This is a genomic window from Longimonas haloalkaliphila (genome assembly GCF_055379825.1).
Genome location: NZ_AP043948.1, coordinates 3,613,898 through 3,627,694 on the forward strand (window position 1 = coordinate 3,613,898; position 13,797 = coordinate 3,627,694).

A 13,797-nucleotide genomic window follows, 5' to 3' on the forward strand; every position below is an offset into this window, starting at 1 on the left:
GCGGCTCTGGTCGTAAGTTAGTCGTAAGTTAGCTGCGCTCGACGAATTCGCCCTCTGGTTCTTTCGCGTCCGGCGGGTCGGTGCCCTCAATAGAGCGAATGAAGGCAACAAGCTGGGCTCGCTCTTCGGGTGTAGTGGAGTTCTCCCACCCCGGCATACCCTGTCCGGCTACGCCGTCAGTGAGCACCTGGAAGATGTCCACATTGCTACCACCGTGCATAAAGTGCTGGTCGGTAAGGTTGGGCCCAATGAGGCCCTCTCCTTGATCGCCATGGCACGACGCACAGAAACGCTGGTATGTCTCTCGCCCTGAAGCAATGTGTTCTTCGAAGCCCACGTAGTTTTCTTCGATATTGACTTCGGTCACTTCAAAGCCCTCGCCTTCCGTCTCAGCGTGCGCCTGACGTATCATTTCGAGCTCTTCAAGGCTCTCTGCCAGGTCGTCTTCGTAGGTATTAATCCAGTCAAAGTAAGTAATACCCACAAAGTATAATATGGCGAACGCGACCGATGCCCAGAGGAGCCAGACCCACCACCCTGGCATAGGATTGTCGTACTCTTGGATGCCATCGTAGCTATGGCCTTGCATCAGTTCATCGGAGGTGCCCCCGTAGAGCACCGACTTTTCGTCGTTGCCCGAAGAGGTGCCCCGGTCTTGCGGTTCATCTGTGCGGCTCATGAGGAGGATCCGTTCTGATTAGGGGAGGAATCGTCTTCAAGCGGGATGTGCTTGGCGTGCTCTCGAAAGTCTTTTGGCATCCAAAAGGCATAGAGCAAAATCATAATGAACGCCAGAAAGAACGCCAGTAGCCCGATTTCGGCCAGCGGCCCGGTATCGAGAGCGCGAATGACATCTTTCCAGGTGAGTAAGAACCAGGTTGTCAGAAACATTGCTGGAGCGGATAAAGGATAGAAGCAATCGAAACAGCGCTTCTGTATCAGCGATCTAAGAGCCTGTTTGGGTTTTGGTTTGCAGGCGAGAGCGAGCGCCGCTGAGGCGAAAATTGGACCACGATGGAGATTCGTAGCCGGGGCTACGGGTCGACATCGGGGGCAATTTGCACCAGGGGCATGACCTTCGGCCCCAGTCCAGCGCCGCCGCTCGGAGCCCAAATTAAGAAATCAAAACAGGTTCTGGGGGGGGTGTCAGTCTCGCGCCTCTGCCGTAGGCTCTTCCATTGCAGATCCGGCATCGTGCCCTTGCTCTGCAGTTTCCGGAGCCCGGTCGATGTCTGTACCCAGCCGTTGCAGGTAGGCGACCAGGGCAACGATTTGTTTGGATTCGAGATTGGCTGGCCCGCCCTGCTGCTCAATGTCACGCGCGATCTCCTCAGCCTGCTGCTGTGCAATCTGTACGGCGTTTGCGACCTCGTCGTCGGTGTAGGGCGTTCCAAGACTTCGGAGGGCACGTAGCTTGCGGGGCAGCACGTCCAGGTTAGCATCCTTTTCGAGCATCCACGGGTATGGAGGCATAATCGAGCCCGGACTGGTCGATGTTGGGTCTTCCATGTGGCGCACATGCCACAGATGCGGGTACTTGCCGCCGACACGCGCCAGGTCGGGCCCGGTCCGCTTTGAGCCCCACAGGAAGGGGCGCTCATAGACCGTTTCGCCCGCTTTCTGGTACTCGCCGTAGCGCTCCAGTTCGTGGCGGAAGGGACGCACTGCCTGCGAGTGGCAGCCCACGCATCCTTCAGCGATGTAGAGGTCGCGCCCCGCCAGTTCAAGAGGCGTAAAGGGCTCGACGGTATCGATCCGGGTTTCGGCATCGCCCGCCAACATAAGCGGGACGATCTGGACCAACCCACCGACCAGGATGGCAACGGTGGTTAGGACGGTAAACACCAGGGGCCACCCTTCGAGGCTTCGGTGCATGCCATCTTTTTTGATAAAACGGCTCATGAGGTCAACAAGGATGCTTCAACAAATGGAATGAACAGGAGGCGTAGATGGCGCGACTTAGCTATCTTCAGGTGAGGGCAGCTGCACTCGCTTTGTACCCGGACGGGCATCATCGTCGTCATCATCCCCATCGTCTTGCGTAGTGCTGCTCTCTTTGGCTCCTTCTACGCTGGGTGAGGGCGTCGCACCGTCGCCACCAGCGGTAGCAACGGCAGCGCCGTCGCCGCTTGCTTCGAGGCTTACAGGCTTGCGGGCCGATACCTGCGCCGCATCGGGCAGTGTATCCGGTGCATTGCGAATAGTCATGACCACGTTCACAACGAGCATGAGAGTACCGGCCAGGTAGAGCGCTCCGCCAATGAAGCGAGCCCAGTACATGGGGATAACCTGCACAACCGTCTCCATAAAGTCGGGATACATCAGGCGCCCGGCTTCATCAAAGGCACGCCACATCAGTCCCTGCGTAACGCCTGATACGTACATCGCGATGACATATATGAGGATGCCAAGCGTGCCCACCCAGAAGTGCGCGTTGGCCAGCTTATCGCTCCAGAGCGGCGTGCGCCACAGGCGGGGAAGGAGCCAGTAGATCATCCCGAAGATCATAAACCCGTTCCACCCCAGCGCAGCTGAGTGGACGTGGCCAATCGTCCAGTCGGTGTAGTGCGTGAGGGCGTTGACGCTCTTCACAGAGAGCGCGGGTCCTTCAAAGGTGGCCATCCCGTAGAACGTGATCCCCACGACAAACATCTTGAGCACCACGCTATCGCGCAGTTTGTGCCAGGCCCCGCGCAGGGTAAAGAGGCCGTTGATCATGCCCCCCCAGCTGGGCATCCAGAGCATAACGCTAAAGATCATACCCAGCGTCGCAGCCCACTCAGGCACTGCAGTGTAAACGAGGTGATGTGGCCCCGCCCAGATGTAGATAAAGATCAGGCTCCAGAAGTGAACAATGGAGAGCCGGTATGAGAACACCGGACGTTCCGCTGCTTTAGGCAGGAAGTAGTACATCAAGCCCAGGAACGGAGTGGTCAGAAAGAAAGCCACTGCGTTATGTCCGTACCACCACTGCACCATCGCATCCTGAACGCCAGCGTATATCGGATAGCTCTCTAACGCACCGACCGGAATAGCCAGGTTGTTCCCCACATGCAGCACCGCAACGGTGATGATGGTCGCGATATAGAACCAGAGCGCCACGTACATGTGCTTTACGCGACGGTACTTGAGGGTCGCAAAGAAGTTGATCGCGAACACGATCCAAACGACCGCAATAGCGATACTGATGGGCCACTCCAGTTCTGCATACTCTTTGCTTGTCGTGTAGCCCAACGGAAGCGTAATAGCTGCCGACACGATGATGGCCTGCCACCCCCAGAAATGGAAACGGCTCATCCAATCGCTGTACATGCGCGTCTTACAGAGGCGCTGCGTAGAGTAGTAGACCGCTGCAAAGATCGCGTTGCCGGCGAAAGCAAAGATCACTGCATTCGTGTGCAGAGGACGCAGCCGCCCGAACGAAAGATACTCCCCCAGGTTGGCTTCGGGAAACGGCAGCTGCAAGGCCATAAGCAGCCCAACAACCATACCTATAACGCCCCATATGATGGTGGCAAGCACGAAAAGACGGGTGATCTGCTCGTCATACGAGAAGACCTCCACATCGTCCTTATGAACCCGAGGGGCCTCAGTAGCAGTGGAAGAAGACATAAAACGAAACGAACACGCTGGTGAGCAGAAGATGGGTGAAACGTCGCACGTACGCAAGGTGCCAATACTCCAGGCCGGACTATGACAGACGATACATGTGGGACGTGTAATGTATATGTAATAAAAAGTGTAGGGGATCCCCTGACACCAAACTGGCTCCCTTGACACCAAACTAACGATCCTATTCGGCACGTCTTTCCACCTGGAAGCTGCAACGGAAGCCGCAATACCGGGCAGCTGGCAGACCGTTTAATCGTCTGCCACCCCGATCATAAGGCTATTCATGACGCTGCACGGAAGTGGATCTCACGAAGCAGGTACTGTCGACTGGGTGGAATCCCCTACAGAAGGTGCGACCAGATTGCGGTACTGCGGACGCGTAACAAGCACCGAGCAGGTGGTTCGGCGCAGTACTTTTTCGGTGATAGGGCTCAGTCCCGCCTCACGCGGGGTACGCTGCGTCGCCGCCATAACAAGAAGGCTGCTCTTCCGCGTATGAAGGGCGCGAAGAATTGCTGTAGTGGGATCGCCCTCTTGTACGTGCATCTGCGCCCCGAGGCGGTTGGCGTATGCCGGATGCGCATTGCGCCGGTACCATGTACGCAACCGCCGCTTGGCGGTACGGGGCGCCATGGCGGCATCGTCGAGCGCGAGCAGATCGGTGGGGGTGAGCGCCACGTACTTACGCTGTGCCAGCCCGTGCAGCACGTCAAGCCGTGCATCGTACATTGCCGCAACAGCCTCAGCGTGGTGCAGCGTAGCGATCGACTCGGGCGTCATGTCGGTTGGCGTAAGCACATGCTGAAACGACGTACGCTGCTGCCCCCTTCCCACCGTGAGCAGCGCCGCGGTAGTACGCATAATCATCGGCTGCAGGGCCTGGCAGGCCATGATCGGTCCTGCCGAGTACCCCTCAGGGGGCGCAAGCACGACTAAGTCAATGTCGTTATCGGCGGTGTATGCCAGCCATGCTTCAACAGAGAACGAATCTGCTTTCCAGCTCTCTGTATGGAGCATCGGGGGCGGCGGCGCATCTACCACCATCGACTGCACCGCAGAGCGTACTGCTTCTTCAGTCGCATCCTCCGTGGCAACACTTGCGTTTGGCCAGGGGGTTATGTGCAGTGGGGCCTGCACGCGTCCCGCAAGCGCCAGCGCCTGCGGCAACGCAGCTGACGTTGAGGACCCCGGCGAAAATGGGCAGAGTACAGATCGAGGAGACAGCATGGCTGTGCCCGGTTAGATAAACATGGCAAGGGGTAAAAGACTCGCTCAGCGCTGTTCAACGCTGTCAGTAGCTGATAACTGCCTGCCGTAAAAGACCAAGCCGTTCCCCTATCAGGACGCCCGGCCCTCTGTCTTCTACAGGATTTTCTACAGCACTGCTACCGAGTTGCACGCGTACACCCATGCGACGGCACACCATACAACAGTGCGAGTGTGCATTTAATAAGCAAATCCCCCTTTCGCTCGCCTGCCAGCATGTTGCGCACCCCTTCTGTGGGGAAACTGTGAACCACTGCGTCGGGGACAGCCCCACACACCGATAGGGCGTATACGTACACGCGAAGCCGGAGCCTGTGCGACAACCTATCTGCCAGCTGCTTTATTTCTTTTGAAGTAGCTTCACAGTACATTGCGTCCCCCCGATACTGTAGATGTGATACTGTAGGCGTATGGCGAATGCGTATGGCGAACGTATAGCAGATTCCGCTGTACCGCCTCGAACGCATACGTCTTTAGTCCATCTGTATTGAGTATTGACCTGTACTTTCTGCCGTGCCTTCTTTAGAGCCTGTTTGGGTTTTGGTTTGCAGGCGAGAGCGAGCGCCGCTGAGGCGAAAATTGGACCACGATGGAGATTCGCAGCCGGGGCTACGGGTCGACATCGGGGGCAATTTGCACCAGGGGCATGACCTTCGGCCCCAGTCCAGCGCCGCCGCTCGGAGCCCAAATTAAGAAATCAAAACAGGTTCTAAAACAATCAATCGCTACTGAACCAGACAAAGCTTCTACCTGACCGACCTGAAACGGCTACTCGCGCCATCCGTCTTTTTTACCCCAGTAAGATTTATTCCAGGTAAGATAGCACACGCTGCCGTGCCTGGTGGATGCGCACCGCCTCCCTCTTCCACTATTACGTAGCTGTATGAACACCCTTCTCGTTGGCCCACCTGGCGAAACCCGCCGCGCGCTGCATGAAGCCTTGCAGCGTCGTCAGTATGCGGTAACTCTTGTCGCATCAGCCGATGCCGACCTGCTCCACCCCATATCGCCCAACGTAGACCTGGCTGTACTTTGCCCGCCCGTATCCCTTGAAGCGATTGCTCGCATCCGTGCGCAGTGTGACCATCTTCTGCTGCTGGTCGTAGCGCCCAGCGCGTCGAAGCAGCACATCCACGCGCTTTTTGAGGCGGGCATTGACGACTGCATCACCACACTCAACGAACGCAGCCGGCTCGACGTGCGGCTGAATGCGATTGAGCAGTATCATGCTACGCCGGCACATCGCACGCTGCAGAGCCACGCCCCCACTGCAGCCGTGGCGCAGGCGGTCGTCTCTGACGTAAGCCGCCGCGCGCTCTCTGAGACCGAGCTTGATGTGCTCATGGCTTACGTAGCGCATGTTGTGCCTCCTCTGCTGGACGTAGACGCGTGTAAAGTGCTTCAGTACAAGCCTGAGGCCCACAGCTTTACGCTCCGGGCCGGATCCGGCTGGCCAGCTGATATGATTGGCACTGCATGCATCCCCTACAGCTACGATAACACCCTCTCGCAAGCCGGGCATACCCTGCAAGCCGACGGCCCCGTCGTTGTTACCGCTCCCGACACGCGTAACGGGTTCGCCTTTCCTCCGCTCCTTACCGACAACGGGATGCGAAGCGGCATCAGCGTTGCGATTGCTAGCTCGCCCGAGCCGTTCGGCGTGCTGGGGGCCCACACCCGTGCCGAACGCTCGTTTAGCGATCAGGAGGTCTTCTTTCTGCAGGCGCTTGCTAACGTGCTGGCCGGGGCCGTTGAGCAGTGGCGCACCAAACAGGCGCTCCAGATTAGCGAGGCCAAGGCGCAGGCCATCCTCGAAACGACTGTCGACGGCATCATCACCATTGATGCACGCGGACACATCGAATCGTTCAACGAAGCCGCCGAAGAGATTTTTGGGTACGAGGCGCGCGAGGTCATCGGCGAAAACGTGCGCATCCTCATGCCCGACCCTTACAGCGAGGAGCATGACAGCTACATTCAGAGCTACCACGATACCGGACGGCGCCAGATTATCGGCATCGGGCGCGAAGTAACCGGGCAGCGTAAAGATGGATCTACCTTCCCGATGGACCTGGCTGTAAGTGAGGTCCAGCGGCACGACCGCACCACGTTTACCGGCATTGTGCGCGATATTTCTGAGCGGCGACGGCTTGAAAAAGAGATTCTTAGCATCAGCGAGCAGGAGCGGCGCCGCATCGGACAAGACCTGCACGACGGACTCGGACAGATGCTTACGGGTACCGGACTCCTTCTCAAAAACATGGCTGACCGTCTCAAGAAGGAGGGGCACCCCATGGCCGACGATGCAGCCGAGATCACGGATCTCGTTCGTGATGCCGACCAGTATGCCCGCGACCTGGCGCGGGGGCTTACCCCTGTCGACCTGGAAGCCAGCGGACTGTCTGAGGCGCTGCGCCGACTCGCCGATAACGCCAAACGGCTGTTTGACGTGTCATGCAGCTTCGAAGAAACGGGCACCACGCTTGTGCACAACAGCCAGGCAGCCACGCACCTGTACCGTATTGCGCAAGAGGCGGTTACAAACGCCGTACGCCATGGCAACGCCGAACACCTGCGCCTCATACTGGCCGGCAGCGACCGGCAAGTACGCCTTCGCATTCAGGACGACGGATCCGGATTTGACGATGAGGCCGCCCAAAACGGGGGCATGGGACTCAGCATCATGAAGTACCGGGCCCGCATCATGGGTGGTACGTTTGATGTGAGCAGTATGCTTGGCGAAGGTGCAACAGTTACCTGTACGCTGCCCCGCACCGCCGATCACCCTAACTGACGCTGCTCTGTAGCGTACTCTGTAGCGTAGACCGCGTTGCGGTACACCCCCATACACCTTTTTTTGGATTCAACCGCTTCCTTCTATGACTTACGACATCATCATTGTAGACGACCACCCGCTCATGCGGAAGGGACTGGCCCTCTCCCTCGATGGGGAGGTCGACTTCAACGTGGCGGCCCAGATGCAGAGTGCCGAGGAGGCACTGGAGCAGATCGATGCACGTGCGCCCGACCTTGCAATTGTCGACATCTCGCTTCCCGGAATGAGCGGTATGGAACTGCTGAAGCACATGCAGGCCCGGTATCCCGATATCCGTACGCTCGTGGTGTCGCGGCACGATGAGGTGCTCTATGCCGAGCGCGCCATCCGGGCCGGGGCGCGGGGCTATGTCATGAAGCTTGAAGCAGCCGATGTAATCGTGCAGGCCGTGCGCCAGGTGCTCAACGGCGGCATCTACGTAAGTGATGAAATCAACGAACGTTTGCTGCTCAGCATGGCCGAGGGCGGGCGTGAGCGCCTCATGCAGTCGCCCCTCGAAATTCTCTCCGATCGCGAACTGGAGGTGTTCGAGCTTACCGGGCAAGGCATCAGCACGCGCGACATAGCCGAGCGGCTGCACCTCTCTGTCAAAACCATTGAATCCTACCGCGCACGGATCAAGAAGAAACTGAACCTGGATTCGGCCACGGAGTTGATGCAGCGTGCCGTACAGTGGGTTGAAAGTGAAGCCGGATGACCACCGCTGAGTCCGCCCGTGTCCATTACAATCATGCATGACCAGCATGCTTCACCGGCTCGTTCCTGTTCTCTCGCCCTAACGTCTCTCGTTCCTATGCTTACCGTAGATAACATACTCTTCCCTACCGACTTCTCGCCCTGCGCTGAGGAGGCCTTTGAGCATGCCATTCATCTGGCCAAGCAAACCGGTGCTACGGTGCATGTGCTCACCGTAGTTGGCGATGCCTCAGAGGATCGCCCGATGGAGTATCTACCGCTTGAAGAAGGCGAAGACGGGGAAAGCCTGCAATACGCACCCGCCCCCGACGACGACACCTCCGTGCCGGTCCCTGTTGTCTACCACCAGGTCAAGGACGTATCGCCGGCGGAGGCGATCGTACGACGGGCCGACGAGAGCGATGTCGACCTTGTCGTGATGGGCACACACGGACGCCGCGGAGCCGATCGCCTTCTCAGCGGAAGCGTGGCCGAAGAGGTGATGCGCCGAGCCGCCTGCCCGGTCTTCACGGTGCTCTGCAAAGCTGCCACCGACGACGCAGACGCCATGCCCTCGGCTCCGCCCATCGACACCATTCTGGTTCCTGTCGATCTCTCAGAGCATACCGCCGATATCGTTGCACATGCGCAAGGCGTTGCTACTCTGTACGGGGCCAACCTGCACCTGCTTCATGTTATCGAAGACGTTGCCTACCCGTCGGTCTACGGCGTCGACCCCATTACACCCATCCTACCGGATGTGATGGACCGGGCCGAGGAGTCGCTGCAGCACTATGCGAAGCAGCTGCGCGAGCGCGGGTGCCAGGTGGATACGCAAGTGCTGGCCGGGTACGCCGCGTACGATATTATCGACACGGCCAATGGCATTGGCGCCGATCTGATCCTGATGGGCACGCACGGCCGTACTGGACTAAAGCGCTTCCTGGTCGGTAGCGTCACGGAAAAGGTGGTGCGCCGCGCCCCCTGCCCGGTCTTCGTCGTGAAGAACTTCGGCAAGACGATCGTGGATAACGCTCAGATCTTCCAGGAAGCGTAGATGCGCTACCCGATCAGCTTTGCCCCATCCGCGTGCTGTACCGGTGTGCTGTACCGGTGTGCTGTACCGGTGTGCTGTACCGGTGTGCTGCGTAGGCAGGTTAACCTGCACGGAGCAAGCGTAATGGGCGAGAGCATGGGGGTACGCGACGCGCTCTGGTCAGGGCTCTTGCGCCCCGGTACCTGAGCGGTATACACATACCACGAGGAACGGCCTGCACGAATCTTCCCGATAGAGCGGGCGTACAGGTGCGCATCCCTCTAATGCCAACCTGCGTGGGTCAGTACGAGGACCTGCACTGACCTAACTGACCTACACCGATGCCTCTTTCATCGACCGCTTGCTGTTATGAGCCGGAGCGACTGGATTAGTCTGGGAACGACGACGGCCTTGCACCTGCTGCTATTGCTGCTGTTTGCGCTCCTGAGTGCCAACCGCCCTGATGCACCTCAGATTGGCTATATGGAGGTGGAGTTCGGTCCGTTTGCGGCGGGGCAGCCCGTGGAGGCAGTTGAAGAGACCACGCCTACCGAGTCGGCCCCCGAAACGCCAGAGCCGGAAGAGCAGCCTGAAACCGATCCGGTTGATGAGGCCGAGCCTGACCCCGTCGACCTGCCCGATGCCGACCCGACCGACGAAGCCGTGCCCCCTACCGATGAGGAAGAGGCCGACCCGGTCCCCGAAACCGATCCCGAGGAGGGCCGCGAGACGGCCGACCCGGATCCGGAGGTCGACGATGAGGGGGCCGAGGCGCAAGAGGCTACGACGACCGACGGGGCCGACGACGCCGATCCGGGCGACTCGACCACCGAGGAGCGCACCGCGCCTTACGACATCGAGGGCCTGAACCGCGACCCGCAGTTTGCTCCGCTGCCGCCGTACAACGAACAGGTGAACGCGACCGTACGGGTACAGATCACCGTTGACCCGCGGGGCAACATCATCCGCCGTATTCCGCTGCAGCGCGGCTCGCCCGAGCTCGACGCGGCCGTCATGGAAACGCTGTCGCGCTGGCGCTTCAACGCCCTGCCGCCGGGCGCGCCGCAGGAGAACCAGACCGGCGTCATTACCTTCACCTTCCGCCTTGAGTAAGCGGGCGCCTGCACCGGCCCGCTTTGCCCTTCACCCATCCCCCTCTGCCTGTATATGATTGCCCCGACCGTGTCTACCCGCGTCGACGTTGATGCGCTCTACCGTGCCCTCCTCACCCCGCGTGCCATCGAGGAAAAAATGCTCCGGCTCATTCGCCAAGGGCGCATCAGCAAGTGGTTTAGCGGATACGGGCAGGAGGCGATCGCCGTAGGCACCGCATGGGCCCTTCAGGAGCAGGACTACATCTTGCCGATGCACCGCAACCTGGGGGTGTGGACGACCCGCAAGGTGCCCCTACGCCGGCTTCTCTGCCAGCTGTTTGGCCGCGAGGGCGCCTTCACGAAGGGGCGCGACCGCACGTTTCACTTTGGCCTGCCCGAACGGCGCATCATCGGCATGATCTCGCACATGGCGGCCATGCTGCCGGTGGCCTGTGGCATTGGCCAGGCGCTGCAGTACAAGCAGGAGGATGCGGTGGCCCTTGCCTTCTGTGGGGATGGAGGCACCCGCGAGGGCGACTTCCACGAGGCCATGAACCTGGCTGCGGTGTGGAATCTGCCGGTTGTCTTTCTTGTCGAGAACAACGGATACGGCCTTTCTACCCCCACATACGAGGCGCTCGCCGAAACCGAGATCGTCTCGATGGCCTCCGGCTACAACATGCCGGGGCGCTCCGTAGATGGCAACGACATCTTTGGCGTGATCGAAGCAGTAAACAACGCCCGCGAAACCGCCCTGCGGCGGGGTCCGGTGCTTCTGGAGATGCGCACGTTTCGGATGCGCGGCCACGAGGAAGCCTCGGGCACGGCATACGTCCCCGACGAGAAGATGGATGTCTGGGCCGATCGCGACCCGGTTGCCCGGTTCGAAGAATATCTGCGCATAGCAGGCGGCTGGTCGGAAAGCGACATCGAGCAGGTCCGCGAAGAGATGGCCGCTACCGTCGACGACGCCGTCGAGTGGGCGCTCGACCAGCCCTCCATTGAAAGCACGCCCAACGAGGAGGCCGATGCCGTCTACGCGGCCCCCTCACTCGACGAAGCGCCGCCCCTTGCTACATCGCTCGAAGACGGCACCGCCACCGCCGAGCGCCGCTACATCGACGCCATCACCGACGCTCTCGACGAAGCCTTCGCCGCCGATGACGACCTGCTCATGATGGGGCAAGACATCGCCGAGTACGGGGGGGTCTTCAAGGTTACAGACGGTTTCGTGGACCATTACGGCCCCGAGCGCATCCGCAACACACCGATTATCGAAAGCGGGGCAATTGGCGCCGGACTGGGCCTGGCGATCGAAGGCCTGCGTCCGGTTATCGAGATGCAGTACGCCGACTTCATCTCGTGCGGCTTCAACCAGATTGTAAACAACCTCGCCAAGACCCACTACCGCTGGGGGCAGCCCGTCAACGTCACGATTCGCGCGCCCCATGGCGGCGGGATTGGCGCCGGACCGTTTCACTCGCAGTCGCCCGAAGCGTGGTTTGCTCATGTGCCCGGACTCAAAGTCGTGATGCCCGCCACCCCGCACGACGCGAAGGGCCTGCTGCACAGCGCACTGCACGACCCGAACCCAACCCTCTTCTTTGAACAGAAAAAGCTCTACCGCTCTGTTCGGGGCCCGGTGCCCTCTACGCCCTACCGCATTCCGCTGGGCAAGGCGCGTGTGGCCCGAGGCGGCACCGACGCTACCATCGTCACCTACGGACTCGGCGTGCACTGGGCACTCGACGAGGCGGCGCACTGGGCTGAGGCGCACGACTGCTCGATCGCCGTAATCGACCTGCGCACACTGGTGCCGTGGGACAAGGCGACCGTTCGCGCATCCCTTGAAGAGACCAGCCGTGTGCTGGTGCTGCACGAGGCCACCCGCACCGCCGGATTCGGCGCCGAGCTGGCCGCCGAGATCACCGAAGATCATTTTGAACTGTTGGATGCGCCACCGATTCGCGTGGCCGGAGCCGACACCCCCATCCCCGCCACGAAAGAGCTCGAAGAGACGACCTTCTCTGCAAAGCGCGATCTGCGCGATGCGATCGGGCGGCTGATGGCGTATTAGATGGTATATTAGACCGTACTTGACCCCATCTGTAGTCGGCATCTACAGGTGGGAGACGTATCTACGCTGTTATATCGAGGGCATTGTTGCGCGTCCGAGCTCCAAACCGTCAACTTTTGCCCGGGCTATGCCGTATCTGGCCACATAAATTCCTCTGAGTCCACCTGATTCCTGTATCTCCCATGAAGGCGTACATCATCTACGAAAACGAAGACTGGATGCCCCCACTGCGCACAGCGCTCGACGATGCCAGCATTCCCTATGAGGAGTGGTTCATCAACGAAGGTCACTTCGACGTAACGAGTGCGCCGCCCAAGGGTGTGTTTATCAATCGGATGAGCGCCTCTTCGCACACGCGCGGCCACACCGCAGGCGTAGAGCACACGCGTCAGATGCTGGCCTGGCTGGAGCGCCACGGGCGCCGCGTGGTCAACGGGCTCCATCCGTTTGAGCTGGAGATCAGCAAGGTGCAGCAGCACGCGGCCCTGGAGCAGGCCGGGATTCGCACGCCAGCCACGCGCGCGGTGGTGGGCGGCTCCGATGCCCTGCTTGAGGCGGCACGCGACATGCCGACGCCGTTCATCACCAAGCACAACCGCGGCGGCAAGGGACTCGGCGTGCAGCTCTTCGAGTCGTATGCAGAGCTGGAGGCGGCTGTGCACAACGACGCCATTGCCCCGCCGCCCGACCAGGTGATGCTGCTGCAGCAGTACATCCAGGCCGCCGAGCCGTTTATCACGCGCTGTGAGTTTGTAGATGGCGAACTGGTCTATGCCATCACCTCCGACACCTCCGAGGGCTTTCAGCTCTGCCCTGCTGAAGCGTGCCGCACCGAGCCCGCAACCACCAACGAGGAGCCTGACTCACTCTTTGCACTGCGCGAGGACGTTCCCCCGGCACTTATCGAGGCGTATAAGACGTTTCTCGAACGCGAACAGATCGACGTAGCGGGCATCGAGTTTATTGAAGATGCCGAAGGCCACTGCTGGACGTACGACGTGAACGGCACCTCGAACTACTCCCCTGATGTGGAGAAGAAGCATGGACTGAGCGGCATGGCCGCCGTAGCCGACCTGGTTCAGCGCTGCCTGGCGTCCGCCCGGTCTGCCTCGTCTAAGCCAGCTACGCAGCCCGAGGCCCCCGTTGCGTAGCCCCTGGCTGCGCATCCCCCTGCCCCTGTACTCCACGTACCCTCAGGCTC

10 protein-coding genes and 1 pseudogene are annotated in these 13,797 nt (G+C 60.2%); 6 read left to right on the forward strand and 5 right to left on the reverse strand.

Features of this window, described 5'->3' with window-relative positions:
• Window positions 1-28: 28 nt before the first annotated feature.
• The 5 genes and pseudogenes from ACZ48V_RS14165 to ACZ48V_RS14185 form a co-directional block, all read right to left on the reverse strand.
• A complete protein-coding gene (locus ACZ48V_RS14165) occupies window positions 29-679 on the reverse strand; it encodes a cbb3-type cytochrome c oxidase N-terminal domain-containing protein (RefSeq protein ID WP_464540171.1) in 651 nt (216 codons plus the stop codon).
• Window positions 676-891, reverse strand: a complete 216-nt coding sequence (locus ACZ48V_RS14170; RefSeq protein WP_464540173.1) for a cbb3-type cytochrome c oxidase subunit 3 — start codon at window positions 889-891, stop codon at window positions 676-678. The genes ACZ48V_RS14165 and ACZ48V_RS14170 overlap by 4 nt, the downstream gene beginning before the upstream one ends.
• 255 nt (window positions 892-1,146) lie before the next feature.
• Window positions 1,147-1,902 carry a cytochrome-c oxidase, cbb3-type subunit II gene (gene ccoO, locus ACZ48V_RS14175; RefSeq protein ID WP_464540175.1) on the reverse strand — a complete coding sequence of 252 codons (756 nt, stop codon included), beginning with the start codon at window positions 1,900-1,902 and terminating at the stop codon, window positions 1,147-1,149.
• A gap of 243 nt (window positions 1,903-2,145) precedes the next feature.
• Window positions 2,146-3,612, reverse strand: a pseudogene (gene ccoN / locus ACZ48V_RS14180) (cytochrome-c oxidase, cbb3-type subunit I); the annotation flags it as partial.
• Window positions 3,613-3,918: 306 nt separating this feature from the next.
• A complete protein-coding gene (locus ACZ48V_RS14185; protein WP_464540177.1) occupies window positions 3,919-4,839 on the reverse strand; it encodes a universal stress protein in 921 nt (306 codons plus the stop codon).
• A gap of 922 nt (window positions 4,840-5,761) precedes the next feature.
• Here ACZ48V_RS14185 and ACZ48V_RS14190 point away from each other — a divergent pair.
• The 6 genes from ACZ48V_RS14190 to ACZ48V_RS14215 all read left to right on the forward strand — a co-directional run bounded on the left by ACZ48V_RS14190 (window position 5,762) and on the right by ACZ48V_RS14215 (window position 13,747).
• Window positions 5,762-7,672 carry a PAS domain S-box protein gene (locus ACZ48V_RS14190; protein ID WP_464540179.1) on the forward strand — a complete coding sequence of 637 codons (1,911 nt, stop codon included), beginning with the start codon at window positions 5,762-5,764 and terminating at the stop codon, window positions 7,670-7,672.
• 85 nt (window positions 7,673-7,757) lie between these two features.
• Complete coding sequence (locus tag ACZ48V_RS14195; protein ID WP_464540181.1) at window positions 7,758-8,411, forward strand: response regulator; 654 nt, start codon at window positions 7,758-7,760, stop codon at window positions 8,409-8,411.
• 96 nt (window positions 8,412-8,507) lie between these two features.
• Entirely contained in the window at window positions 8,508-9,446 is a 939-nt protein-coding gene (locus ACZ48V_RS14200) for a universal stress protein (protein WP_464540183.1), read from the forward strand.
• Window positions 9,447-9,794: 348 nt separating this feature from the next.
• On the forward strand, window positions 9,795-10,538 hold the full coding sequence (locus ACZ48V_RS14205) for an energy transducer TonB family protein (protein WP_464540185.1): 744 nt from the start codon (window positions 9,795-9,797) through the stop codon (window positions 10,536-10,538).
• Window positions 10,539-10,592: 54 nt separating this feature from the next.
• Window positions 10,593-12,596, forward strand: coding sequence for an alpha-ketoacid dehydrogenase subunit alpha/beta (locus tag ACZ48V_RS14210; RefSeq protein WP_464540187.1), 2,004 nt, complete (start codon window positions 10,593-10,595; stop codon window positions 12,594-12,596).
• A 182-nt stretch (window positions 12,597-12,778) separates the two neighbouring features.
• Window positions 12,779-13,747 carry an ATP-grasp domain-containing protein gene (locus tag ACZ48V_RS14215; protein WP_464540189.1) on the forward strand — a complete coding sequence of 323 codons (969 nt, stop codon included), beginning with the start codon at window positions 12,779-12,781 and terminating at the stop codon, window positions 13,745-13,747.
• The last annotated feature ends 50 nt before the right edge of the window (window positions 13,748-13,797 follow it).

Coding starts and splice junctions, on each gene's coding strand:
- ACZ48V_RS14165 (WP_464540171.1), bottom strand. CDS start 679: ATGAGCCGCACAGATGAACCGCAAGACCGGGGCACCTCTTCGGGCAAC.
- ACZ48V_RS14170 (WP_464540173.1), bottom strand. CDS start 891: ATGTTTCTGACAACCTGGTTCTTACTCACCTGGAAAGATGTCATTCGC.
- ccoO (WP_464540175.1), bottom strand. CDS start 1,902: ATGAGCCGTTTTATCAAAAAAGATGGCATGCACCGAAGCCTCGAAGGG.
- ACZ48V_RS14185 (WP_464540177.1), bottom strand. CDS start 4,839: ATGCTGTCTCCTCGATCTGTACTCTGCCCATTTTCGCCGGGGTCCTCA.
- ACZ48V_RS14190 (WP_464540179.1), top strand. CDS start 5,762: ATGAACACCCTTCTCGTTGGCCCACCTGGCGAAACCCGCCGCGCGCTG.
- ACZ48V_RS14195 (WP_464540181.1), top strand. CDS start 7,758: ATGACTTACGACATCATCATTGTAGACGACCACCCGCTCATGCGGAAG.
- ACZ48V_RS14200 (WP_464540183.1), top strand. CDS start 8,508: ATGCTTACCGTAGATAACATACTCTTCCCTACCGACTTCTCGCCCTGC.
- ACZ48V_RS14205 (WP_464540185.1), top strand. CDS start 9,795: ATGAGCCGGAGCGACTGGATTAGTCTGGGAACGACGACGGCCTTGCAC.
- ACZ48V_RS14210 (WP_464540187.1), top strand. CDS start 10,593: ATGATTGCCCCGACCGTGTCTACCCGCGTCGACGTTGATGCGCTCTAC.
- ACZ48V_RS14215 (WP_464540189.1), top strand. CDS start 12,779: ATGAAGGCGTACATCATCTACGAAAACGAAGACTGGATGCCCCCACTG.